At 71.6% G+C, this 23,928-nt stretch carries 23 protein-coding genes; 6 read left to right on the top strand and 17 right to left on the bottom strand.

Going from position 1 to position 23,928, the window contains the following annotated elements; genetic code table 11:
• Positions 1 to 113: 113 nt before the first annotated feature.
• A complete protein-coding gene (locus ACF1AG_RS30435) occupies positions 114 to 1,310 on the top strand; it encodes an NAD(P)/FAD-dependent oxidoreductase (protein ID WP_391810714.1) in 1,197 nt (398 codons plus the stop codon).
• A gap of 392 nt (positions 1,311 to 1,702) precedes the next feature.
• On the opposite strand, the gene ACF1AG_RS30430 is transcribed toward ACF1AG_RS30435, so the two are convergent.
• Positions 1,703 to 2,125: a helix-turn-helix domain-containing protein gene (locus tag ACF1AG_RS30430; protein WP_359601807.1), complete on the bottom strand. Its 423-nt coding sequence runs from the start codon at positions 2,123 to 2,125 to the stop codon at positions 1,703 to 1,705.
• An 85-nt stretch (positions 2,126 to 2,210) separates the two neighbouring features.
• On the opposite strand from ACF1AG_RS30430, the gene ACF1AG_RS30425 reads away from it, so the two are divergent.
• On the top strand, positions 2,211 to 3,026 hold the full coding sequence (locus ACF1AG_RS30425; protein ID WP_391810713.1) for an NAD(P)H-binding protein: 816 nt from the start codon (positions 2,211 to 2,213) through the stop codon (positions 3,024 to 3,026).
• 197 nt (positions 3,027 to 3,223) lie between these two features.
• Here ACF1AG_RS30425 and ACF1AG_RS30420 read toward each other — a convergent pair whose 3' ends face one another.
• The 5 genes from ACF1AG_RS30420 to ACF1AG_RS30400 all read right to left on the bottom strand — a co-directional run bounded on the left by ACF1AG_RS30420 (position 3,224) and on the right by ACF1AG_RS30400 (position 10,341).
• A complete protein-coding gene (locus ACF1AG_RS30420) occupies positions 3,224 to 5,476 on the bottom strand; it encodes a bifunctional diguanylate cyclase/phosphodiesterase (protein WP_359601809.1) in 2,253 nt (750 codons plus the stop codon).
• Between the two features lie 260 nt (positions 5,477 to 5,736).
• Positions 5,737 to 7,932, bottom strand: coding sequence for an NAD-dependent DNA ligase LigA (gene ligA, locus ACF1AG_RS30415; RefSeq protein ID WP_391810712.1), 2,196 nt, complete (start codon positions 7,930 to 7,932; stop codon positions 5,737 to 5,739).
• Positions 7,933 to 7,946: 14 nt separating this feature from the next.
• The gene (locus tag ACF1AG_RS30410; RefSeq protein ID WP_391810711.1) at positions 7,947 to 8,948 is read right to left on the bottom strand and encodes a methionine synthase; all 1,002 of its coding nucleotides are present in this window, start codon (positions 8,946 to 8,948) and stop codon (positions 7,947 to 7,949) included.
• 136 nt (positions 8,949 to 9,084) lie between these two features.
• Positions 9,085 to 9,783 (bottom strand): SDR family oxidoreductase, encoded by a 699-nt coding sequence (locus ACF1AG_RS30405; protein WP_359601812.1) that lies wholly within the window; start codon positions 9,781 to 9,783, stop codon positions 9,085 to 9,087.
• Positions 9,784 to 9,801: 18 nt separating this feature from the next.
• Complete coding sequence (locus ACF1AG_RS30400; protein WP_359601813.1) at positions 9,802 to 10,341, bottom strand: TIGR00730 family Rossman fold protein; 540 nt, start codon at positions 10,339 to 10,341, stop codon at positions 9,802 to 9,804.
• Positions 10,342 to 10,418: 77 nt separating this feature from the next.
• Here ACF1AG_RS30400 and ACF1AG_RS30395 point away from each other — a divergent pair, with 77 nt between their 5' ends.
• Both ACF1AG_RS30395 and ACF1AG_RS30390 read left to right on the top strand, forming a co-directional pair.
• A complete protein-coding gene (locus ACF1AG_RS30395) occupies positions 10,419 to 10,742 on the top strand; it encodes a DUF427 domain-containing protein (RefSeq protein ID WP_359601814.1) in 324 nt (107 codons plus the stop codon).
• An 81-nt stretch (positions 10,743 to 10,823) separates the two neighbouring features.
• Entirely contained in the window at positions 10,824 to 11,603 is a 780-nt protein-coding gene (locus ACF1AG_RS30390; RefSeq protein ID WP_359601815.1) for an alpha/beta hydrolase, read from the top strand.
• 37 nt (positions 11,604 to 11,640) lie between these two features.
• On the opposite strand, the gene mnmA is transcribed toward ACF1AG_RS30390, so the two are convergent.
• On the bottom strand, positions 11,641 to 12,771 hold the full coding sequence (mnmA, locus tag ACF1AG_RS30385) for a tRNA 2-thiouridine(34) synthase MnmA (RefSeq protein ID WP_359601816.1): 1,131 nt from the start codon (positions 12,769 to 12,771) through the stop codon (positions 11,641 to 11,643).
• A 61-nt stretch (positions 12,772 to 12,832) separates the two neighbouring features.
• Between mnmA and ACF1AG_RS30380 the strand changes: the two genes are divergently transcribed.
• Positions 12,833 to 13,555: a peptidoglycan recognition family protein gene (locus ACF1AG_RS30380; RefSeq protein ID WP_359601817.1), complete on the top strand. Its 723-nt coding sequence runs from the start codon at positions 12,833 to 12,835 to the stop codon at positions 13,553 to 13,555.
• 22 nt (positions 13,556 to 13,577) lie between these two features.
• Here the strand turns inward: ACF1AG_RS30380 and ACF1AG_RS30375 are convergent, their stop codons facing one another.
• The 3 genes from ACF1AG_RS30375 to ACF1AG_RS30365 all read right to left on the bottom strand — a co-directional run bounded on the left by ACF1AG_RS30375 (position 13,578) and on the right by ACF1AG_RS30365 (position 15,332).
• Entirely contained in the window at positions 13,578 to 14,747 is a 1,170-nt protein-coding gene (locus ACF1AG_RS30375; protein WP_359601818.1) for a cysteine desulfurase family protein, read from the bottom strand.
• A gap of 93 nt (positions 14,748 to 14,840) precedes the next feature.
• Positions 14,841 to 15,107 carry a DUF4190 domain-containing protein gene (locus tag ACF1AG_RS30370; protein WP_191882727.1) on the bottom strand — a complete coding sequence of 89 codons (267 nt, stop codon included), beginning with the start codon at positions 15,105 to 15,107 and terminating at the stop codon, positions 14,841 to 14,843.
• Positions 15,108 to 15,164: 57 nt separating this feature from the next.
• Positions 15,165 to 15,332, bottom strand: coding sequence for a hypothetical protein (locus ACF1AG_RS30365; RefSeq protein WP_102640823.1), 168 nt, complete (start codon positions 15,330 to 15,332; stop codon positions 15,165 to 15,167).
• Positions 15,333 to 15,447: 115 nt separating this feature from the next.
• On the opposite strand from ACF1AG_RS30365, the gene ACF1AG_RS30360 reads away from it, so the two are divergent.
• A complete protein-coding gene (locus tag ACF1AG_RS30360; protein ID WP_359601819.1) occupies positions 15,448 to 16,098 on the top strand; it encodes a TetR family transcriptional regulator in 651 nt (216 codons plus the stop codon).
• 68 nt (positions 16,099 to 16,166) lie between these two features.
• On the opposite strand, the gene ACF1AG_RS30355 is transcribed toward ACF1AG_RS30360, so the two are convergent.
• The 7 genes from ACF1AG_RS30355 to ACF1AG_RS30325 form a co-directional block, all read right to left on the bottom strand.
• Positions 16,167 to 17,027: a thioesterase family protein gene (locus tag ACF1AG_RS30355; RefSeq protein ID WP_391810710.1), complete on the bottom strand. Its 861-nt coding sequence runs from the start codon at positions 17,025 to 17,027 to the stop codon at positions 16,167 to 16,169.
• Positions 17,028 to 17,069: 42 nt separating this feature from the next.
• Positions 17,070 to 17,726, bottom strand: a complete 657-nt coding sequence (locus ACF1AG_RS30350; protein WP_359601821.1) for a trimeric intracellular cation channel family protein — start codon at positions 17,724 to 17,726, stop codon at positions 17,070 to 17,072.
• A 69-nt stretch (positions 17,727 to 17,795) separates the two neighbouring features.
• Entirely contained in the window at positions 17,796 to 19,160 is a 1,365-nt protein-coding gene (locus ACF1AG_RS30345; RefSeq protein WP_359601822.1) for an oligopeptide/dipeptide ABC transporter ATP-binding protein, read from the bottom strand.
• Positions 19,157 to 20,158: an ABC transporter ATP-binding protein gene (locus ACF1AG_RS30340; protein WP_359601823.1), complete on the bottom strand. Its 1,002-nt coding sequence runs from the start codon at positions 20,156 to 20,158 to the stop codon at positions 19,157 to 19,159. Before ACF1AG_RS30340 ends, ACF1AG_RS30345 begins: the two co-directional genes overlap by 4 nt.
• A gap of 6 nt (positions 20,159 to 20,164) precedes the next feature.
• Complete coding sequence (locus ACF1AG_RS30335; protein ID WP_359751414.1) at positions 20,165 to 21,124, bottom strand: ABC transporter permease; 960 nt, start codon at positions 21,122 to 21,124, stop codon at positions 20,165 to 20,167.
• A gap of 1 nt (position 21,125) precedes the next feature.
• Positions 21,126 to 22,130: an ABC transporter permease gene (locus tag ACF1AG_RS30330; RefSeq protein ID WP_359601825.1), complete on the bottom strand. Its 1,005-nt coding sequence runs from the start codon at positions 22,128 to 22,130 to the stop codon at positions 21,126 to 21,128.
• Positions 22,131 to 22,237: 107 nt separating this feature from the next.
• Positions 22,238 to 23,908: an ABC transporter substrate-binding protein gene (locus tag ACF1AG_RS30325; RefSeq protein WP_359601826.1), complete on the bottom strand. Its 1,671-nt coding sequence runs from the start codon at positions 23,906 to 23,908 to the stop codon at positions 22,238 to 22,240.
• Between the last annotated feature and the right edge of the window lie 20 nt (positions 23,909 to 23,928).

The raw sequence follows: 23,928 nt of genomic DNA, 5'->3' as shown, positions 1-23,928 counted from the left end.
GGCCGACGCAGCGTGCGCCCCCGACAGGCAGCAGTGAGACGTGTGTCACACCACGTCACAACGGCCCGGAGCGCGGCGTCTTGAGGCCGACACCTTGAGACGGAGGAGGCACCATGACGGGGAGCACGCATGTGGTGGTGGTCGGCGGAGGCTACGCGGGCGTCATGGCCGCGAACCGGCTGACACAGCGCGACGACGTGAGCGTGACGCTGATCAACCCACGCGAGGAACTCGTCCACCGGGTCCGCCTGCACCAGCTGGTGGGCGGGTCCGACGACGCGCTCGTCGCCTATCGGGACGTCCTGGCCGAGGGGGTCCGGCTGGTGGCCGACACCGTCACCCGGATCGACGCGGCCGGACGCCGCGTGACACTGGCGGCCGGTGACCGGCTCGGCTACGACTACCTGATCTACGCAGTGGGCAGCAGGAGTGCCGAACCGAGTGTTCCCGGGGCCACCGAGTTCGCTTACCCGATGTCCGTCCTGGACGAGGCGCAGCGGCTGCGGGCGGTCCTCGACCGCATGCCCGCGACAGCCCGCGTGACGGTGGTCGGCGCCGGCCCCACCGGCATCGAGACCGCCGCCGAGCTGGCGGAGGAGGGCCGCGCCGTGACCCTGGTCTGCGGCAGCACTCTCGGTCCGTACCTGCACGACCGGGGCAGGCGCTCGGTCGCCGGGCGACTGGCCGAGCTGGGGGTGACGGTCCTCGAGGGCTCCGGCGCCGAGGTGAGCGCCGTCACCCCCGACGCCGTGCGGCTCGTGAGCGGCCGTGAGCTGCCGACCGAGGTCGCCATCTGGACTGCGGGCTTCGCTGTGCCGGACCTGGCCGCCCGCAGCGGGCTGAGCACCGACGCGCTGGGCCGTCTGCTGACGGACGAGACGCTGACGAGCGTGGACGACGAACGTGTCCTCGCGGCCGGGGACTCGGCAGCCCCGTCGGATCTGCCACTGCGCATGAGCTGCCTGAACGCGACACCGCTCGGGGCGCGGGCCGCCGACACGGTGCTCAGCCGGCTCGCGGGCAAGCAGCCGGACCCTCTGCACCAGGGCCTCTACGCCCAGTGCATCAGCCTGGGCCGGAAGGCGGGCGTCTACCAGTTCGCCACCAGGTCCGACGTTGCGGTGGGACTCCACATCGGCGCCGGCCTGGGCGCAAGGATCAAGGAATCGGTCTGCACGGGCATCCTCGGCCATCTGGTCAAGGAGGCGAAGCGGCCGGGCACGTTCCGGCTGCACCGTGTTCCAGGAGGCGTCGCCAAGCGCCGGGAACTGCTGCGGGCCCGGCAGGGCGGCGAAGCGGTCCTGCCCTGACGCGCGGTCCGGCCCGGCCCCGCTGGGATCCTCGCGTGACGCGCGCACGCGGTCGGCCGGCGCGGCCGACCGCGGGGCACCGGAGGGCCGCCGCAGGAGCCGAGGGGGAGACGCCACCGGCCCGGCGGGCCGGACGCGTTGCCGTCACGCGCGCATCGTCCCGAAGGAGCACACACCGACGGGTCACGGTGACCGGCTCCGCGTTCCTCGTCTCCGGGCCGTTCTTCTGCTCCGGTCCGTCCGGGGCGGCCGGGACTGGTGCACGGTCGCCTCGCGCACGCGGGTCCGCGCATGCTCCGGCCGTGGAGGACAGTGCGCCGATGTCCCTGCCGCCCGTGGCTGCCGCGCGCCCGGGACGACTGTTGCGGGCCGTGACGTCGCGACGCCGGCGGTCATCGGATGTCGTTGCCGGGATGTTCCGCGTCGTAGGCCTGGCGGGCACGGGCGATGGTGTCCCGGTGCTCGAGTGACCAGTCGGCCAGCGCTTTGACCAGGTGGGTGAGGCTTGCGCCGGTCTCGGTGAGCCGGTAGTCGACCTGGGCGGGCACGGTCGGGTAGACGGTCCGCAGTACCAGGCCGTCGCGTTCCAGCCGGCGCACGGTCAATGTCAGCATCCGCTGGGAGATGCCGTCGACGGCGCGCTGGAGCTGCCGGAAGCGCCGCGCCCCGTTCGCCAGCTCGACGATCACGAGGACGGACCACTTGTCGCCCACGCGGTCGAGGACGTCGCGGATACCGCAGTCGGGGTGGTCCGGCTGCCCGCACGGTTCCAGCTCCGCGGCTCCAGCGGTTACATCAGTGTGCGTCACTGACATGAAACTGCCTCCTTGTGGGCCGGATACGGCCGGTTCAGGATCGCCGTAGTTACGGAAGAGAACCACGGCAGGAGACCGAACCGCAATGATCATGGTGACCGGCGCGAACGGACAGCTCGCCTCCCTCACGCTCCAGGATCTGGCCGACCGGCGGGTGCCCGCCCTCGGCGCCAGTCGAACCCCCGCGGACGGGCAACGTCACCTGGACTTCGACGATCCCGCCGGCCTGGACCTCACCGGTGTCTCGACGCTGGTCCTGGTCTCGGCCGGGTACGCCGAGGACGACCGGGTCATCGCCCGGCACCGGGCGCTTGTCGACGCCGCGGTGCGTGACGGCGTCGCGCACGTGATCTACACCAGCCTGACCGGCGCCGGGGATCACCTGGCGTTCGCACTCGCCCACCGCGCCACTGAGAACCTGGTCAGAACCAGCGGCCTCGGATGGACGATCTTGCGCAACGGACTCTACGCCGAGCTCTTCGGAGCGTTGCTGACGTGGACCCCCGCCGGCTTGGAGTCGGCTTTCGGCGACGGCGCCCTCTCCGCGGTGGCTCGGACGGACCTGGCCGCAGCCGCGGCGGTCGTCGCCGGCCACCCGGCCGCACACGCCGGCAGGACCTACGATCTGGTCGGCGACCCGATCACCGCCGGCGACGTCGCGATGCGTCTCGACATCGTCCACCGCACGATCGGGCTCGGCGAGTACCGCGCCCGGCTTCTCGCGGACGACACGCTGCTGCCGTTCCAGCCGCCGATGCTCGCCTCGATCGCCACCAGCGTCCGCCACGGGTTCCTCGGCGGTTCCGGTCCCGACCTCGCGGGACTGCTCGACCGACCGCTCACCGACGCGCTGGCCGTCGCGGCGGACACCGCGGCGACGATGCGTCCCGGCGCACGCTGACGCGGACGGTTCACCGCGCCGCCCGTCCCTCCGAGCGTTCCCGCGCGCCCGCACCCGGACATCGGAAGACCGACGCCGCGAGGCTCTCGGCGTCCGGAAATCCACGACCACCACCACCGGCCCACACCTCCGTCGGGAACCGGTCCCCCGGCGGCCCGACTTCGAGATGGCGTGGCCGACAGCCTGACGTCGTGGGCCTAGTCCTCCGCCGTACCCGTCGCCGCGGGCAACGCGGCCGCCGGCCGCTGCCATCCCCGTGACCCCCGCGCGAGCAGCCACGCAGTGGTCTCGTCCGGCGGCATCGCGGCCGCGACCAGCCACCCCTGGACCGCGTCGCACCGCAGATCCCGCAGCCGTTCCCATGTCTCGTCGTCCTCGACGCCCTCGGCGACGACGAGCAGGCCCAGCGAGTGGGCCAGGTCGATCGTGCAGCGCACGATCTCCGCGTCCTCCGTGTCGACCGCCAGCCGGGCCACGAACGAGCGGTCGATCTTCAGCTCGCTCACCGGCAGCCGTCGCAGGTGCACCAGCGAGGAGTAACCGGTGCCGAAGTCGTCGAGGGACATCTTCACACCGTGGCCCGTCAGCGCGTTGAGGGTGTCGGCGGCCCGCGTGGGGTCCTCCAGCAGCACGTGCTCGGTGATCTCCAGCTGGAGCGCTCCCGCGGGCACCCCGTGCCGGGCCAGGCGCGCGGCGACGGAGCCGGCGAAGCCGGGGCTGTGGACGTCGCGCGGCGAGACGTTGACGGCGACCGGCACGAACAGCCCCTGGGAGCGCCACGCGGCGACCTGCCCGAGCGCGGTCTCCAGCACGTACTCGGTGAGCTGGGGCATCAGCCCCGACGACTCGGCTATCGCTATGAACTCGTCCGGGGGGACCCGTCCGCGCTCCGGGTGCACCCACCGCACCAGCGCCTCGAGGCCCGAGACCTGGCCGTCGAAGCGGACCTTGGGCTGGTAGTGCAGCTCCACCTCGTGCGCGTCGAGGGCGCGGCGCAGATCGCCCAGCAGCCCGAGACGGTCGGGGGTGTTGGAGTCCCGCTTGGACTCGTACGCCTCGACTCCCGTGCGGTCCCGCTTGGCCTGGTACATCGCCACGTCCGCGCGCCGCAGCAGTCCTTCGGCGTCGGACGCGTGGTCCGGGAAGACGGCGACTCCCGCGCTGGCCTCCAGGACGAGGGTGAGCCCGTCGAGGTCGAGCGGGGAGCTGAGGGCCGCGACGAGTCCGCGGGCGGCGCGGGTCGCGGACGTCGTGGAGTCCGCGACGGGCAGTAACACGGCGAACTCGTCGCCGCCGAGCCGCGCGGCCTCCGCCCCGCGCGGCAGGGCCGCTCTCAGCCGGTCGGCGATCTGCAGCAGCAGCCGGTCCCCGGCGAGGTGGCCGAGGGTGTCGTTGACCGAACGGAAGCGGTCGAGGTCGATGAGCATGAGCGCGGCGCGGAAGCCGGCCCGCTCGGCGTCGTCCAGCGCGGTCCAGATGCGCTCCTGGAGCCACTGCCGGTTGGGCAGCCCGGTCAGCGGGTCGCGCAGCTGCTCCTCGGCCCGCGCGCGGGCTATCCACAGGGTGGAGTCGAGGGCGATCAGTGGGATGGAGAACAGCGGCAGCAGCACGGGCTTGGCGTCGGCGACCACGCACACCAGCGGGGCGATGCCGAGCAGGGCGACCGCGACGAGCCCCTGGCGGACCAGGGCGGTGCGGGCGACGGTGGGCAGACCCGAGCGCGGGGTGTGCAGGTACCACAACAGGGTGCGGGTGACCGCGAGATAGGCGGCGGCGACGAGCACCACCCCGGGACCGGTGTAGAGGGTCCAGGTGTCGGGGGTGGACGGCGACTCGACGGACGGCACGGTGCCGAACGCGGCGAGGACGAGCGCTCCGGCGCCTATGCCGAGCAGGTCGACCGCGCCGTGCAGCACGCCCTGCCGCCAGCGGCCCCGGCGGGCTATGCCGACGAGCACGACGACGGTGAGGCTGACCATGCCCGCCGGGACCCAGCCGTAGAGCAGCAGCACGGCGAGGGTGAGGGCCGCGCCGGAGCCGGTGCCGCCCCACCAGCGGGAGCGGCCCAGCATCACGAGGTGGCCGACGATGATGCCGGTGAGCACGGCCAGCGACCAGCCGACCGTGCCGGACGGGAAGAGGGCGTGGCCGCCGGTGAAGGCGCGCAGGAAGCCCGCGCCGAGGACGAATCCGGCGGCCGCGACGACCGCGGTGGGCAACGCGGGCCAGGACGGGTGCCGTTCGGTCTCCGTCGCGGCCTCTCCGATGCCGTGCCCGCCGGCCGGGCGTGCCGCGCCGGCATCGCGCGCGTCCGCGGCGCGTGCCCCGGTGCGCCCCCGCGCGCCCGGTCGCTCCGCGGGCCGCCCGTCCTCACGGCCGCGCCGCCGGACGACCGCAAGGCGGCCCAGGCGCAGCCGTGAGCCCGGGGCGGCGCTCTCGGTCGGTTCCATTCCCGTCCCTCTCACAGCCGGCGGTGCCCACGCCACGCGGCCCGATGCCCGACATCCCTCAGCGCCTCCGCCGTGGAAAGCCCTTCCCCGGACCCGTCACGGGTACGGGGGTTGCCCCGACCGCAACTGGGCACGGCAGGCGCACATCTCAACAGTAGGCCGCGGAAGGCTTGTACGGGCACCGGTCGCCGACGGTTGCCCGAATGCGCCCCAGCCACCCGTATGCATCTGATATGCGCCGATCGGGGGGTCTTCAACCGCTACTCCTCGGCCGAAAGGGCGGCGTCGGCCGCGGCTTCGGGTCCCTCCTCCAACAGCACCTGGAACCCGTCCTCGTTCAGAACCGGCACCTTCAACTGCATCGCTTTGTCATACTTCGACCCGGGGTTGTCACCCACGACGACGAACGACGTCTTCTTGGACACCGATCCGGTCACCTTGGCGCCCCGGTTCTGCAGGGCCTCTTTCGCGCCATCCCGGGTGAAGTTCTCCAGGGTCCCGGTCACCACGACCGTGAGTCCTTCGAGCGGTCGGGGGCCTTCGTCCTCGCCGGAGCGCTCGTCCTCCATGCGGACCCCGGCCGCCTTCCACTTGCGGATGATCTCCCGGTGCCAGTCCGCGGCGAACCACTCCTTGAGGGAGGCAGCGATGGTCGGGCCGACGCCCTCGGTGGCCGACAGCTCCTCCTCGGTTGCCTGCTCGATGCGCTCGATGGAGCGGAACTCGCGGGCCAGCGCCTCCGCCGCGACGGGGCCTACATGACGGATCGACAGGGCGGTGAGCACCCGCGCCAGCGGGCGCTCCTTGGCCGCGGCGATGTTCTCCAGCATCGCCAGGGCGTTCTTCTTCGCCTCGCCCTGCTGGTTGGCGAAGACGGTGACGACCTTCTCCTCGCCGGTCTTCGGGTCCCGCTTGGGCAGTCCGCTGTCCTGGTCGAGTACGTACGCCTTGATGGGCAGCAGCTGCTCGACGGTGAGGTCGAACAGGTCGCCCTCGTCCTTCAGCGGCGGCTCCTCCGGCTCCAGCGGGCCGGTGAGGGCCGCGGCGGCGACGTACCCGAAGTGCTCGATGTCCAGCGCCTTGCGGCCGGCCAGGTAGAACAGCCGCTCACGCAACTGGGCGGGGCACGCGCGGGCGTTGGGGCAGCGCAGGTCGACGTCGCCCTCCTTCATCGGCCTGAGCGGGGTGCCGCACTCGGGACACTCGGACGGCATCACGAACTCCCGCTCGCTGCCGTCCCGCAGGTCGGCCACCGGACCGAGGATCTCCGGGATGACGTCGCCGGCCTTGCGCAGCACCACCGTGTCGCCGATGAGGACGCCCTTGGCCTTCACCACGTCCTGGTTGTGCAGCGTGGCGAACTCGACCTCCGAGCCGGCCACCGTCACCGGCTCGACCTGCGCGTACGGCGTGACGCGGCCGGTGCGGCCGACGCCCACCCTGATGTTCACCAGCTTGGTGTTGACCTCCTCGGGCGCGTACTTGTACGCGATGGCCCAGCGCGGGGCGCGGGAGGTGGTGCCGAGGCGTCCCTGGAGGGGGATCTCGTCGAGCTTGACGACGACGCCGTCGATCTCGTGGGCCACGGAGTGGCGGTTCTCGCCGTAGTAGGCGATGAACTCCCGCACGCCCCCCAGGCCGTCGACCACCTTGTTGTGCGGGGAGGTCGGCAGGCCCCACTCCTTCAGCAGGCCGTAGCCCTGGGAGAGCCGGGTCAGGCCCTTGTAGCCCTCGAGCACGCCGATGCCGTGCACGACCATGTGCAGCGGGCGGGTGGCGGTGACCCGCGGGTCCTTCTGGCGCAGCGAACCGGCCGCCGCGTTGCGCGGGTTGGCGAACGGCTTGTCGCCGGCCTCCACCAGCCGGGCGTTGAGCTCCTGGAACTTCTCCATCGGGAAGTAGACCTCGCCGCGGATCTCCACGACGTCGGGCACCTCGTCGCCCTTGAGGCGGTCCGGGATCTCGGCGATCGTGCGGACGTTGGGCGTGATGTCCTCGCCCGTGCGGCCGTCGCCGCGGGTCGCCGCGCGGACCAGCCGGCCGTGCTCGTAGGTGAGGTTGACCGCCAGGCCGTCGACCTTCAGCTCGCACAGGAAGTGGAAGGTCTGGTCGCCCAGTTCCCGGTGGATGCGGTCGGCCCAGGCGGCGAGGTCCTCGTCGTTGAAGGTGTTGTCCAGGGACAGCATCCGGGAGCGGTGCTGGACGGAGGTGAACTCCGTCTCGTAGGCCCCGGCGACCTTCTGGGTCGGTGACTCCGGCGTGCGCAGCTCCGGGTGGCGCTCCTCCAGCTCCTCGAGCTCCCGCAGCAGGCGGTCGAACTCCGCGTCGCTGACGACGGGCGCGTCGTTCACGTAGTACCGGAAGCGGTGCTCCTCGATCTGCTCGGCGAGCGTGGCGTGCTGCTCCCGCGCTTGTGCGGGCACGCTCGTCGTCTCCGCTTGCTTGTCGCCGGCCACCGTGTGTCCTCCCGTTACTCAGGGTTGTCCGCGAGGGATCTCGCCGCCCGGACGCAGTGGGCGTAGGCCGAGCGCGCGTACCCGGGGGTCGCCCCCGCGAGTCCGCACGCCGGGGTGACCGTGACCGCTTCCGGGAGGAGTCCCGGCCGCAGCCCCAGCCTGCGCCAGAGCGTCCTGACACCCATGACGCTACCGGCAGGGTCCGACAATGGAGCGTCCGTCGTGGGGACGACACCGGCGAACAGGCGGGTGCCCCCCTCGACCGCCTCGCCGATCACCTCGTCGTCACGCTCGGTGAGCAGGGAGAAATCGAACGAGATGCCCGCCACGCCCGCCCGGCGCAACAGGGCGAACGGAACGTCCGGCGCGCAGGAGTGGACCAGGACCGGCCCGCCGTCGTGCACGCCGACCACGTCGCGCAGGGTGGCCTCGACGACCTGCCGGTCGACCGCGCGGTGGGTGCGGTAGCCGCTGGCCGTCTTGACCTGACCGCGCAGGACGGCGGTCAGGGAGGGTTCGTCGAGCTGGAGGACGAGTCGTGCGCCGGGGACGCGGCGGCGCACCTCATCGATGTGCTGGCGCAGGCCCTCGGCGAGGGAGGCGGCGAGGTCGCGGCAGGCGCCGGGGTCGGAGAGGGCGGCCTCGCCGTTCTTCAGCTCCAGTGCCGCGGCGAGGGTCCAGGGCCCCACCGCCTGGATCTTGAGGAATCCTTCGTAGCCCTGCGTGAACTCCTCCAGCGCGTCCAGGTCCTCGCCGAGCCAGGAGCGGGCGCGGCGGGTGTCCCGGCCCGGACGGTCGCCGATCCGCCAGCCGCTGGGCTCCACGCGCGCGTAGAGCTCGACGAGCAGACCGGCGGTGCGGCCGATCATGTCGGCGCCGGGCCCACGGGCGGGGAGTTCGGGGAGGTGAGGGAAGTCCTCGAAGCTGCCGGTGGCCGCCTTGGCGGCCTCTCGCGCGTCCGTGCCGGGAAGGGAGCCGATGCCGGTGGCGGGCGGGAAATGAGGGGTGTCGTTCACACGGGAAGCGTACGCAGTGCGGGGCGGGGGGTTCTCGCCCCCGCCGCCCCTTCCCTTCCCGTTCCTGGGGGCTGCGCCCCAGACCCCCCTTCGGGCCTTCGGGCCTTCGGGCCTCGTTCTCGAGCGCCGGACGGGCTCAGTTGCCCGGGCGGACCGTCAGGTCGTTCACTTCCGCGTCCTTGGGGAGGTCCAGGGCCATGAGGATCGTCGTGGCGACCGACTCGGGGTCGATCCACTTCGACGGGTCGTAGTCCTTGCCCTCCAGCTGGTGGACCTTGGCCTGCATGGGGCTGGCGGTGCGGCCCGGGTAGACCGACGTGACGCGGACGCCGTTCGCGTGCTCCTCGTGGCGGAGGGAGTCGGCGAGGGCCTTCAGACCGTGCTTGGAGGCCGCGTAGGCGGACCAGTCGGCATGGGCGGCGAGGCCGGCGCCGGAGTTGACGAACACCACGTGGCCGCGGCTCGCGCGGAGCTGGGGCAGGAAGTGGCGGGTCAGTTCGGCGGGGGCGACGAGGTTGACGTTGAGCTGGTGACGCCAGCTCTTCGGGGTGAGGTCGCCGACGTGGCCCAGGTCGACGACGCCCGCGACGTGCAGCAGCGAGTCCACCCGGTCGGGCAGCGACTGGTGGGAGAACGCCCAGCTGAGCCGGTCCGGGTCGGCCAGGTCGCCGACGAGGGTGCGGGCACCGGGGAACTCGGCGGCCAGTTCCTTCGCGCGGCCGGCGTCGCGCGCGTGGAGCACGAGGTCGTCCCCGCGCGCGTGGAGGCGGCGCGCGACGGCCGCGCCGATGCCGGAGCCGGCTCCGGTGATCACATGTGTAGCCATGACCGCCATGCTCGCATCACCGCGCGGTCAGGCGACGCCCAGGCTCTCCTCCAGGTAGGCGAGCGCGCCGACCGGCTCCTCGGCGAAGAAGACCAGCTCGGTGAGCGGGCGGGGCAGGAAGCCCTCGTCCTCCATGCGGCGGAACTGCTCCTTGAGGCCGTCGTAGAAGCCCGCGGTGTTGAGCAGCACCACCGGCTTCTCGGTGTGGCCGTGCTTCTTCAGCTCCAGGATCTCGGTCGCCTCGTCGAGGGTGCCGGTGCCGCCCACCATGATCACCACCGCGTCGGCCTTCTCCAGCAGCAGCCGCTTGCGCTCGGCGAGGTCCTTGGCGACCACCATCTCGTCGACGCCGGGGCGCGCCTTCGCCGCGAGGAACTCCACCGAGACGCCGAGGAGCCGGCCGCCGGCCTCCTCCACCCCGTCGGCGACGACCTTCATCAGTCCGACGTCCGAGCCGCCCCAGACCAGGGTGTGCCCGCCCTTGCCGAGCAGGCGCGCGAACTCGCGCGCGGGGCCCGTGTAGCGGTCGTCGAGGTCGGCGGCGGAGAGGAAGACGCAGATGTTCACGGGCGTCAGCCTACGCCCGGGAAGAAGGCCGCCCCGAGGGACGCTGTACGGGTGGACCGACCTACGAGGAGGACGCCGTGACCACAGGCCATCGCATCACCGTCGAGCCGGGCGACCGGCACGTGCGCGTGGTGCGCGACGGACACGTGCTGGCGGAGAGCGACCGGGCGCTGGTGCTGCACGAGACGGGCTGCCCCGCGCGCTGGTACATCCCGCCGGAGGACGTGCGGCTCGACCTGCTGACGCCGTCCGCGACGCACACGTACTGCCCGTTCAAGGGAACCGCGTCGTACTGGTCGCTGCCGGACGCCCCGGACCTGGTGTGGTCGTACCCGGACCCGAAGCCGGCGGTGGCGTCGATCAAGGACCACCTGTGCTTCTACGACGTGGACGTGGACTGACCGCTCCTCGCGGGACGTGATCGGCGGACGCGCGGCCCGCCTCACCGACGATCTCCGCGCCGTGCGGCAGTCTCGGGAGACATGGACCAGAACATCTCTTCGCGCGACGGGACCACCCTCGCCCACGAGAGCGCCGGACGCGGCGCCACGATCGTCCTCGTCAGCGGCGCGATGTCGACGGGCGCCACGGTGGCGCCGCTGGCCGCCCCGCTCTCCGAGCGGTTCCGGGTGGTGGTCTACGACCGCCGCGGCCGGGGCGCGAGCGGGGACACGCCGCCGTACACGGTGGAGCGCGAGGTGGAGGACCTGGCGGCGCTGATCGAGGCGACGGGCGGCGAGGCGGCGCTGTACGGCGTCTCCTCGGGCGGCGCGCTGGCGCTGCGCGCGGCGGCGAGCGGGCTGCCGGTGCGGCAGGTCGCGGTGTACGAGACGCCGTACGCCATGTCGGAGGAACACCTGGCGGAGCGCGCCAGGTACACCGAGCGGCTGACGGCGGCCCTGGAGGAGGGGCGGCGGGGCGACGCGGTGGAGCTCTTCCTCCAGCTCACCGGGCTGGACGACGCGGTGATCGGGAGCGCGCGGCAGTCGCCGATGTGGGCGGGGATGGAGGCGCTGGCGCCGAGCCTGGCGTACGACGACGCCGTGATGGGCGGCGGGGGTGTGCCGCGGGAGATGCTGGCGTCGATCGAGGTGCCGGTGCTGTCGATCGCGGGCGACGCCAGCCCGGCGTGGATGCGTCAGGCGGCGAAGGCGATTGCGGAGTCGGTCCCCCGGGGCGCGTACCGCACCCTGGAGGGCCAGACGCACATGGCCGAACCGGACGTGCTGGCACCGGTGCTGGCGGAGTTCTTCGCCCGGTGATCCCGGGGATCCGGGTGACCGGCCGGGGCCGGGCCGCTCAGGCCACGTCCGCCGTGGCCCGCTCCGTGGAGGCGATGGTCGCCGAGCCCACCACGCGCGTGCCGTCGTAGAGGACGACCGCCTGGCCGGGGGCGACGCCGCGGACCGGCTCGGCGAAGCGCACGCGCAGTTCCTCGCCGACGAGTTCGGCGGTCACCGGGGTCTCGTCGCCGTGGGCGCGCAGCTGGGCGGTGTAGGCGCCGGGTCCCGCGGGGGCGGCGCCGCACCAGCGGGGCTTGATCGCGGTGAGGGCGCCGACGTCCAGCGAGGCGGCGGGGCCGACGGTGACGGTGTTGTCCACCGGCGAGATGTCGAGGACGTAGCGGGGCTTGCCGTCGGGGGCGGGGGTGCCGATGCGCAGGCCCTTGCGCTGGCCGATGGTGAAGCCGTACGCGCCCTCGTGGGTGCCGATCCTGGCGCCGGACTCGTCGACGATGTCGCCCTCCGCCTTGCCGAGCCGCTTGGCGAGGAAGCCCTGGGTGTCGCCGTCGGCGATGAAGCAGATGTCGTGCGAGTCGGGCTTCTTGGCCACGGCGAGTCCACGGCGCTCGGCCTCCGCGCGGATCTCCTCCTTGGTGGTGACCGTGTCGCCGAGGGGGAACATGGCGTGGGCGAGCTGGCGGTCGTCGAGCACGCCGAGGACGTAGCTCTGGTCCTTGGCCAGGTCGGAGGCGCGGTGCAGTTCGCGGGTGCCGTCCTCGCGGAGGATCACCTTGGCGTAGTGGCCGGTGCAGACGGCGTCGAAGCCGAGCGCGAGCGCCTTGTCGAGCAGCGCGGCGAATTTGATCTTCTCGTTGCAGCGCAGGCACGGGTTGGGCGTGCGGCCGGCCTCGTACTCGGCGACGAAGTCCTCGACGACGTCCTCACGGAAGCGGTCGGCGAGGTCCCACACGTAGAACGGGATGCCGATGACGTCGGCGGCGCGGCGGGCGTCGCGGGAGTCCTCGATGGTGCAGCAGCCCCGCGCGCCCGTGCGGAACGACTGGGGGTTCGCGGAGAGCGCGAGGTGGACGCCGGTCACGTCGTGACCCGCTTCGGCGGCACGGGCGGCGGCGACGGCGGAGTCGACGCCTCCGGACATGGCGGCCAGGACGCGGAGGGGGCGGGTGCGCTGCGGGGTGTCAGTCATAGCCCCTCCAGGGTACGGGGGGCGCGGGAACCACGGCCGCCGGATATGCGTTCACGATCACATGGGGGCCAAGGGAGCATCCGAGGACGGCGACCGGCGCATCGGGCGGCGCGCCCTGATCGTGGGCGGGCTGGCGGCAGCGGCGGGGACGGCGGCGCTGGCGCGTGACGAGCTGGGGCGGCTGTGGTGGCGGCTGCCCGGGGTGGACAAACCGCGGAAGCCGGGCGAGGTCGACTTCGCGGGCGCCCGCTGGGTGGCGGCCTCGGACGCCAACTGGCGCGGTGCCGACCGGCCGGACGACTTCCACATCGACATGGTGGTCGTGCATGTCACGCAGGGCAGCCTGGACAGCGCGGTGAAGGCGTTCCAGAACCCGGGCCACAAGGCGGCGGCGCACTACATCGTCGGCAAGGACGGCCGGATCACGCAGATGATCCGCGAGCTGGACGTGGCGTACCACGCGGGCAACCGCGACTACAACGAGCGCAGCATCGGCATCGAGCACGAGGGCTTCGTGGACCGCCCCGAGGACTTCACGGACGAGATGTACACGGCCTCGGCCCGCCTGACGGCCCGCATATGCGCGCGCTACGAGATACCGGTGGACCGCGAGCACATCGTCGGCCACGTCGAGGTCCCGGGCACGGACCACACGGACCCGGGCCCCCACTGGGACTGGGACCGCTACCTCAACCTGGTCCGCCGCGCGGGCACGGCCCTCACGCAGGACAAACGCTCGGCGGCCCCGGCGGGCGGCACGGGGAACCCGGCACCGGGTCCGTAACCGTCCGGGGGCCCCGAACCCCCTAGCTCAGCCCTGCCGCCCTCGCGCGTTCCACCGCCGGGCCGATGGCCCTGGCGACGGCCTTCACGTCGGCGTCCGTGGAGGTGTGGCCCAGGGAGAAGCGGAGGGTGCCTCGGGCGAGGTCGGGGTCGGTCCCGGTGGCGAGGAGGACGTGGCTCGGCTGGGCGACGCCGGCGGTGCAGGCGGAGCCGGTGGAGCACTCGATGCCCTGGGCGTCCAGGAGGAGCAGCAGGGAGTCGCCCTCGCAGCCGGGGAAGGTGAAGTGGGCGTTGGCCGGAAGGCGTCCGCCGGGGGCGGGGTCGCCGCCGAGGACGGCGTCGGGGACGGCTTCGAGGACCGCGGCGACCAGGTCGTCGCGGAGGCGTCCGACCTCCAGGGCGAATCGCTCCCGTTCCTCGGCGGCGACCCGTCCGGCGACGGCGAACGAAGCGATCGCCGGCACGTCGAGGGTGCCGGAGCGGACGTGACGTTCCTGGCCGCCGCCGTGCAGCACGGGCACGGGGGTGTGCTCGCGGCCCAGGACCAGGGCGCCGATGCCGTACGGGCCGCCGATCTTGTGGCCGGAGACGGTCATGGCGGCGAGCCCGGACGCGGTGAAGTCCACGGGGACCTGGCCGAAGGCCTGGACCGCGTCGGAGTGCAAGGGGATGCCGAACTCGGCTGCGACGGCGGCGAGTTCGGCGACCGGCAGGATCGTCCCGATCTCGTTGTTGGCCCACATCACGGTGGCGAGGGCGACATCGTCGGGGTTGCGGGCGACGGCTTCGCGCAGGGTGTCGGGGTGGACGCGTCCGTGGGCGTCGACGGGGAGGTACTCGACGGTGGCGCCCTCGTGGGTGGCGAGCCAGTCGACGGCGTCGAGGACGGCGTGGTGTTCGACGGGACTGGCGAGGACCCGGGTGCGGGCCGGGTCGGCGTCGCGGCGCGCCCAGTACAGGCCCTTCACGGCGAGGTTGTCGGCCTCCGTGCCGCCGGAGGTGAAGACGATCTCGCTGGGCCGGGCGCCGAGGGCCTCGGCGAGGGTCTCGCGGGCCTCCTCGACGGTGCGCCGGGCGCGGCGGCCGGCCGCGTGCAGGGAGGAGGCGTTGCCGGTGACGCCCAGGTGCGCGGTGAGCGCCTCGACCGCCTCGGGCAGCATCGGGGTGGTCGCGGCGTGGTCGAGGTAAGCCATGGTGGGGCCGATTCTACGGGGCCCGGTGCATGAGCCACGGATCCCGGTGGCCGGGATGTGACGCCCGTACGGCCGGTGCGGCGGGTCCGGGCGTCAGAAGCTCCAGGAGATCGTGCCGTCCGCCTGCATGAACGCGGCGAGGACGACGAGATCGGCGATGCCGAGGCCGAGGCCGAGCAGGGCGCGTCCACGGCGGGCGGTGCCCCGCCACAGGGCGACGGACGCCAGCGCGATGGCGCTCGGACCGAGGAAGACGTTGAGGACGAGCAGGCCGAGCAGGCCCAGGACGAACGACGCCACGGCCATGCCGTCGGTGTCGCGGATCCCGGTGCGGCGGCCGGCCGGTGCGGTGAGCTGCATGCTGATCGGACTCCTGCGGTCGGAAGGCGGTCGGAAGGCGGCCGGGCAGGTGGCGGGTCAGTGCGCGGAGGTGCCGCGGTCTCGGCCCTGGTGCTCGCGCAGGGCGAAGACACCGAGCCAGACGGCGATGACGGCGCCGACGGCGACGGAGAAAGTGAGCGGCGCGTGCGCGACGGCACCGAGGACGACGCCCAGCAGCAGCAGCGCGGCGACGAGGAACAGCATGGGTCGGACCCCCCGGAAATTGGGTGAACGATTGTAGTAACACTTGTTCACTGACTTCCCAGTCTAGCGCCCTTCTCACTTCTCAATTCGGGAGAACAGTTGTTAACTGCATGGCATGAGTCACACGCCCGGCATCCGGCAGGCCCAGAAGCAGAAGACCCGGCAGGCGCTCCTCGACGCGGCGCTGGGACTGCTGGAGGGCCAGAGCCTGAGCAGCCTGGGCCTGCGTGAGGTAACCCGCGCCGTCGGGATCGCCCCGACCGCGTTCTACCGGCACTTCCGGTCGGTCGAGGACCTGGGCGTGGCACTGGTCGAGGAGGCACTGGGCAGCCTGCACCCGATGATCCGGACCACGGTGTCCCCGGCCGGGGAGGGCGAGGAACGCATCGCGCGCGCCATCGAGCTGATCGCCGCCCATGTGGACGCGCACCCGGCCCATGTGAGGTTCGTCGCCCGGGAGCGGCACGGCGGGGTGCGTCCGGTCCGCGAGGCGATACAGGAGCAGCTGGCCCGGTTCACGGCGGAGGTCGGGGAGGCGCTGGCCGGGGACGCGGAATCGGCGGGCTGGAGCGAGGAGGACCTGCTGATGCTGGCCCAGCTCTACGTGGACCAGATGCTCATCATCGCCTCGCTCTTCCTGGAGGCGCCGGCGAGTTCGCCCGAGGCGCGGGAGCGGGTGTCGAAGGTGGCGGCGCGTCAGCTGCGGCTGATCCACGTGGGACGGCGGCACTGGCTCGACGGGACCGAGACCGCCGGGGACCGGTGACACGGCAAGGGGCGGTGCGAGGTCACGGGTGACCCCGCACCACCCCTACGCCGTGGACAGCCGTCGGTTCAGCTCAGCCGCACCCGGGCCAGCTGGCGGGACTGCGCGACGAGACGGTCGGCACTGTCCCAGACCTCGGCGTCCTCCTCCAGGAAGCCGCCCGCGAGGTTGCGGGTGGTGATGGACACACGCAGCGGACCCGGCGCCGGGCGGCATCGCACATGGACGGTCAGCTCGACCGTGGGCACCCAGCCGGTCAGACCCATCTCGAAGGCGGTCGGCGGCAGCGCGTCCACCGCGAGCAGCAGCGCCAGCGGGTCGGGGTCACGGCCGTCGGCGAGACCGAACCAGGCGCGCATCTCACCCTTGCCGGACGGCCTTCCGAGGGCCCAGCCGAGGGTCGACGGGTCGAGCTTCAGCATCAGCCGGCCGGCGATCTCGGAGCTTCCGTCGACCGGGGCGGGGCCGTCCTCGGGGCCGAAGCACTGGTCCGTCGGCGGCAGCGCGGGCGGCACCGCCGTCGTGCGGACGTCGTCGGGGAGGGAGTCCAGGTCGCCGTAGGAGGCGAGGACGCGGATGCGCTCGACCTCGTTGCCCTGCTCGTCGCGCTGGAAGAGGGACGCCTGGCCGGTGGAGAGCGTGCGTCCGGTGCGGACGGTCTCGGTGCGGACGACCGCCGGGCCCGACTGGGAGGCCGTCAGGTAGTGCGCCGAGACCGTGAAGGGGTCGGGGTGCGGCAGCGCGTCCGCGAGCGCGCGGCCCAGGACGGCCAGCAGATACCCGCCGTTGACGGCGTTGATGATCGTCCAGCCGGCGGAGAGGTCGATGTCGTAGACGCCGGGTTCCCGCGCGGTGAGCGCGGTGTCGCGGTCGAACTCGCTGTCACCGATGACGGCCCGGGTGGCCTGGGCGGAGGCTGCTTCTGGCATGGGTGAACAGTACAAGAAGACAATACTAAGCGGTAGCTTTGCTCACTCCTCGCTGACCGTCGAACGCCGGTGCCAGGCGCGGGGCGCACGCCAGTGGTAGCGCATCGCCAGCAGCCGCAGTACGAACGCGGTGACGGCCGCGGTGGTGCTGGTCACCGGGTTCAGCACGTCGAAGCGCAGACAGAGCGCGACCATGGCCGCGCCGACGATCGCCGGCACCGCGTACAGGTCGCGGTCCCAGCGCAGCAGCGAGGGCACCTCGTTGGCGAGCACGTCGCGCAGCACACCGCCGCCGACCGCCGTGGCCAGCCCCAGGCACGCGGAGGAGGTGAGACCGAGCCCGTAGTCGTACGCCTTGGTGGTGCCGACGACGCAGAAGAGGCCGAGACCCGCCGCGTCGAAGACGTTGACGGCGACCTGGATGCGCTCGACGTGCGGGTGCAGGAAGAAGACGAGGACGGTGGCCAGCAGCGGGGTGACGAAGTACCCCAGATCCGTGAAGGCCGCGGGCGGGACGGCGCCGATGATCAGGTCGCGGAAGAGACCGCCGCCGAGGGCGGTGATCTCGGCCAGCACGGCGATCCCGAACACGTCGAAGTTCTTCCGGACGGCCAGCAGGGCGCCGGAGATGGCGAAGACGAAGATGCCGATCAGATCGAGTGTGTGCAGGACGGACGGACTGAAGAGTTGCTGAAGCACTTGCATATTGTGGCGTAGAAAGAAGCCCTCGCCTTGCAAAGCAAGGCGAGGGCTTCTTCCGGGGGTCGATCAGACAGCCTTCTCCGACTCCTCGTCGGCCTCGGCGACCTTCTCCGCCGCCGCCGGCTTCTCGTCCTTCGAAGGCTTCTCCGCCGCCGCGGGTTCGTCAGCCTTGGCGACCTTCTCCGCCGTCGCGGGCTTCTCGTCCTTCGAGAGCTTCTCCGCCACCGCGGGTTCGTCAGCCTCGGCGACCTTCTCCGCCGTCGCGGGTTCGTCGGCCTCGGCGACCTTCTCCGCCGCCGCGGGCTTCTCGTCCTTCGAGGCCTTCTTCGCCTGGGCGGGGACCTTCGCCGGGGCGACCTCGGCCTCGGTGTCCGTCTCCGGGTTGTCCTCGACGCCCTCGCGGGTCGCCGGGACGACCTCGCCCTGGTTCAGCGAGAGCTTCCCGGACGCGATGTCCTCCGCGTAGTGGCACGCCACCCGGTGGCCGCCGCCGACGTCCCGCAGCTGGGGGCGCTCGGTCGAGCAGCGCTCGGCCTGGGCCCACGGACAGCGGGTGTGGAAGCGGCAGCCGCTCGGCGGGTTCGCCGGCGAGGGCAGGTCACCGGTGAGCAGGATCCGCTCGCGCTTGTCCTCCACCTCCGGGTCCGGCACCGGCACGGCCGACATCAGGGCCTTGGTGTACGGGTGCTTCGGCTCGGCGTAGAGCGCGTCGCTCGGCGCCTCCTCGACCAGCGAGCCCAGGTACATCACGCCGATCGTGTCGGAGATGTGCCGGACCACCGCGAGGTCGTGGGCGATCACCAGGTAGGTCAGGCCGAGTTCCTGCTGGAGCTGCTCCAGCAGGTTGATGACCTGGGCCTGCACCGACACGTCGAGCGCGGAGACCGGCTCGTCGCAGATGATCACGTCCGGTTCGAGGACGAGGGCGCGGGCGATGCCGATGCGCTGCCGCTGGCCGCCGGAGAACTCGTGCGGGTAGCGGGCGAGCGCGTTGGAGGGCAGGCCGACCTTGTCGAGGATGGCCTTGATCTTCTCGCGGCGCTCCTCCTGGTCCTTGCCGATGCCGTGGGCGATCATGCCCTCGGACAGGATCGACTCGATGTTCTGCCGCGGGTTGAGCGAGCCCAGCGGGTCCTGGAAGACCATCTGGAGCCGGCGCCGGAAGCGGCGCATCTCCTCGCCGGGCAGCTTCGCCAGGTCGGTGCCGTCGAGGACGACCGAGCCCTCGGTGATGTCCACCAGCCGCAGCACCGACCGCCCGAGGGTGGTCTTGCCGCAGCCGGACTCGCCCACCAGGCCGTAGGTCTCGCCGGCCTCGACCTTCAGCGACACCCCGTCCACGGCGTACACGTGGCCGACCGTGCGGTCGAACAGCACGCCCTTCTTGATGGGGAAGTGGACCTTGACGCCGTCCAGTTCGAGCAGGCTCATGCGGGGACCTCCTCGGCCTTCGCGTCGTCGAGTACGGGGTTGACGCACCGCACCTGGTGACCGGCCGCGCGGGGCTCGCCGAGCTGCGGGGTGCCGGTCAGGCAGCCCATCTCGTACCGGTCGCAGCGGGGTGCGAAGGCGCAGCCGTCGGCCCAGGCGATGCGGTCGTTGATCGAGCCGCGGATGGGGTTGAGCGGCTCGCCCCGGGGCGCGTCGAGCCGCGGGATGGAGCCCAGCAGTCCGTGCGCGTAGGGGTGGGTGGGGTGGGCGAACAGCTCGCGGCGCCCGGCGGACTCCACGACCTTGCCCGCGTAGAGCACGTTGACCTGGTCGCAGAGGCCGGCGACCACGCCGAGGTCGTGGGTGATCATCAGCAGGGCGGTGCCCTCCTGGTCCACGAGCTCCTTGAGCAGTTCAAGGATCTGCGCCTGGATCGTCACGTCGAGCGCCGTGGTGGGCTCGTCGGCGATGAGCAGACGCGGGGCGCAGGCCACCGCCATGGCGATCAGGGCACGCTGGCGCATACCGCCGGACAGCTGGTGCGGGTACTCCTGGAGCCGCCGGGTGGGGTCGGGGATGCCGACCCGGTCCAGCAGGTGGGCGGCCTCCTTGCGGGCGGCCTCCCCCTTCATCCCGCGGTGGCGCTCCAGGATCTCGGTGACCTGCACGCCGATCGGCACGACCGGGTTCAGCGAGGACAGCGGGTCCTGGAAGATCATCGCCATTTCGCTGCCGCGCAGATCGCGGCGGGCGGACGGGCTCATCGTGAACAGGTCCGTGCCGTCGAACTCGGCACGGCCGCCGATGGTGAGGCCCTTGGAGGGCAGCAGGCCCATCAGGGCCAGGGAGGTGACGGACTTGCCGCAGCCGGACTCGCCGACCAGGCCCACGACCTGGCCCTGGTCGACCTCGAAGGAGATGCCGTCGACCGCCCGGGACTCCTTGCGGCCGCGGCCGCCGAAGGTGACGGTCAGTTCGTCGACAGTGAGCAGAGACATGGTGGTTCAGCCCCTCAGCTTCGGGTCGAGGGCTTCCCGCATGGCCTCGCCGAGGAGGGTGAAGCCGAGGGCGGTGATGATGATGCCGATGGCGGGGTAGATCGCCATCGCGGGGGCGTAGCTGAAGAAGCGCTGCGCCTGCGCGAGCATGACGCCCCACTCGGGAATCGCCGGGTCGGGGTTGCCGAGACCCAGGTAGGACAGGGCGGCCGCCTCGATGATCGCCGTGGCCAGGGAGAGCGTGGCCTGCACGATCACCGGGCTGAGCGAGTTGGGCAGGATCTGCGAGAGCACGATGCGCCGCTTGCGCACACCCAGGGACTGGGCCGCGAGCACGTAGTCCGCGTTGCCCTGGGCCAGCATCGAGCCGCGCAGCAGGCGGGCGAAGACCGGTACCTGGACCACACCCACCGCGATCATCACGGTGGTGAGCGACTGCCCCATGACGGCGGCGATGGACACGGCCAGCAGCAGCGAGGGCAGGGCCAGCATCATGTCGATGAAGCGCATGATGCCGGAGTCGACGCGCCGTCCGGTGTCGCCGCCGAGGGTGGCCGCGGCGCCGGAGACGATGCCGATCAGGAAGCCGGCGACCAGGCCGATCAGCGTGGCGACGATGCCGACGAGGAGCGTCTGGCGGGCGCCGACCAGCATGCGGGAGAACAGGTCGCGGCCGAGGTGGTCGAGGCCGAACCAGTTGCCGTCCCGGGCTCCGACGAACTTGCCCTGGTTGGGGAAGACCTCGTTGCGCCAGGTCTGCGCGCTCGGCGAGTAGGGCGCGAGGAACGGTCCGACGACGGCGATGAGCACGAACAGGACGATGACGACGGCGCCGACGATCGCCATCTTGCTGGACTTCAGCCGGCGGAAGGCCTCGCGCCAGAGGCTGGCACCGGTGCTGGTCTCGCTGACGGCCGTCAGTTCCGCGAGACGCTGGATCTTCTCGGACTTGGTGGCGACAGCCATGTCAGTGCACCCGCACTCTCGGGTCGATGATGCTGTACGCCAGGTCCACCAGCAGGTTGATCAGGACGTACACCATCGCGATGAACATGATGAACCCGACCAGCACCGGGTAGTCACGGCCGTCGATCGACGTCTTGATGAAGTTGCCGATGCCGTTGAACGAGAACACGGACTCGGTCAGGACCGCCCCCGACAGCAGGGACCCGGTGAGCAGACCGACCGACGTGATCACGGGCAGCAGGGCGTTGCGCAGCACGTGCCGGCCACGGACGACGCTCTGCTTGAGGCCCTTGGCCCGGGCGGTGCGCACGTAGTCCTCGTCCTGCACCTCGAGCACGCTGGCGCGGGTCATGCGGACGATGACCGCGAGCGGGATGGAGGCGAGGGTGACGGCCGGCAGGATCAGATGGTGGAACGCGTTCCACGAGGCGTCGAACTCGCCGGTGAGCACACCGTCCAGGACGGCGAAGCCGGTCACGTCGGTGGCGTTGATGCCGGTGTCCATGCGTCCGTAGCTGGGGAAGAAGCCCAGCTTCACGGCGAGGACTTCCTTGAGGATGAGACCGAGGAAGAAGACGGGGATGCAGATGCCCACGAGCGAGCCGGAGACCGCGCCGACGTCGAGCCAGCCGCCGCGCTTGCGGGCGGCGAGATAGCCGAGGGGGATGCCGATCGCCACAGCGATGATCATGGCCAGCAGGGACAGCTCCACCGTCGCCGGGAACCGGAGGAAGAACTCGTCCGTGACGGGCTGCCCGGTCTGGACGGAGGTTCCCAGGTCGCCCTGGAAGATGCGCTTGAGGAAGCGCCAGTACTGGACGTAAATGGGCTGGTCCAGCCCGAGCGCACGGTTGATGCGCGCCACTTCGGCCTCGGTGGCCCTCTCCCCCAGGATCGCTGAGGCGGGTCCACCGGGCAGCCGGTCGAGCCACAGGAAGAGCAGAACCGACAGGCCGAGCAGCGTGGGTATGAGCTGGAGCAGTCTTCGTACGACGAGACGCAGCACCCCGCTTGCCCCTTTCTTGCGTGTTGTCTTACATGAACGGACCCGCCCGGCCGCCGAGTTGCGACGGCCGGGCGGACCCCCCCGTTATCGATTTCCTGCCGGTACGCCTACTTGAAGGAGGCCTCGGCGAAGACTTCCTGCGTCAGCGGCGACACGTTCGGCGGGTTGACGTTCTTGCCGAAGGCGATGGCCGGCGGGGACGACGAGATCGGGACGCCGGGCAGGTAGTCCATGATGGCCTCGTTGGCCTTCTCGTAGGCCGCGGTGCGCTCGTCGGCCTTGCCCATCTTCGAGCCGGCGTTCACCGCGTCGAAGACCTTCTTGTCCTTGAAGCCCCACTGCTTGTCGAACCCGGCGAACCAGGTGCCGATGAAGTTGTAGCCGTCGTTGAAGTCACCGGTCCAGCCGAGCATGTGCAGCGCGCAGGAGCCGGCCTCGGTGGCGTCCAGGTAGTCCGGGGCCCACTTCATGGCCTTCGGCTTGACCTTGATGCCGGCCTTCTCCAGGTCGGCCTTCATCAGCTCGAACAGGTCCTGCGGGGCAGGCATGTACGGGCGGGTGACCTCGGTCGGGTAGCAGAACTCGATGGTCAGGTTCTGCGCGCCGGCCTTCTTCAGCAGCGCCTTGGACGCGGCGGGGTCGTACGGGTACTTCGTGACGTTCTTGGAGTAGCCCGCGATGGTGTCCGGCATGAACTGGTCGGCCACCTTGCCGCCCTCGGGCAGCTGGGTCTTGACCAGGTTCTCCTTGTCGATCGCCTGCGCGATCGCCTGGCGGACCTCCTTCTTCTTCAGGGCGGGGTTCGCCGACTGGCTCATGCCCACGTAGAAGAGGTTGAAGACGCCACGGGTCGGGACGACGTAGCCCTCGTTCTCGAGGGTCTTGACGTCGGCCGGGGCGACGAGGTCGTAGCCGTCGATGTCACCGGCCTGGAGCGCCTGGCGGCGGCCCTCCTCGGTGTCGATCGTGCGGAAGACCAGGTTCTTGATCTTGGCCTTGTCGCCCCAGTAGTCGTCGAAGCGCTCGAGGGTGACTTCCTTGTTGCCCTTGTTCCACTTGACGATCTTGTACGGGCCGGTGCCGGCGACCGTGCCGGCCTCCTGGCTGTACTTGGGGTACGTGATGGCGTCGCCCTTGGCGGTCGCCTCCTGCTTCTCGTACTCCTTGATCGCCTTCGGCGAGTGGATGGCGAGGGCGTTCAGCGAGAAGCCGCCGGGGAGGTTGGCGGAAGGCTGCTTGACCTCGATGACGGCGGTGTTCTCGTCCTTCGCGGTGCAGCTCTTGTAGTTCGCCTCGGGCGTCTCCGGGTCCTCGTTCTTCGCGAACCCGCCCATGATGGTCTGCCAGTAGTAGGAGACCGCGCTCGACTGGTAGGTGCCCTTCCAGTTGAACCAGTGGTCGTAGTTGGCGCAGACCGCGGCGGCGTTGAACGCCTCGCCGTCGTGGAACTTCACGCCCTTGCGGAGGTTGAAGGTCCAGACGGTACCCGCGTCGTTGCTCGACCAGGTCTCGGCGAGGCCGCCGACCAGCTCGGTGCCGCCCGACTCGTGCTCGAGGAGGGCCTCGAACGCCTGGCGGGTCACGCGGAAGGTTTCACCGTCACTCGCCAGGGCAGGGTCCAGGGATCCCGGGTCGCCTGCACCGGCGAACACGAAGGTGTCCTTCTTGCCGCCGCTCTCGTTGTCGCCGTCCCGCTCGCTGGCGCAGCCCGTGGCGATCAGACCGACCGCGACCGCGGCCGTGATCGCCCGAGCGGCTCGGGTCTTGAATATGCGCATACTGGGGCCACTCCGGGTCC

The sequence above is a fragment of the Streptomyces sp. NPDC014764 genome (assembly GCF_043082785.1).
GTDB classification, from domain to species: Bacteria; Actinomycetota; Actinomycetes; order Streptomycetales; family Streptomycetaceae; genus Streptomyces; species Streptomyces althioticus.
This window is presented reverse-complemented; position numbering and strand designations above follow the sequence as displayed.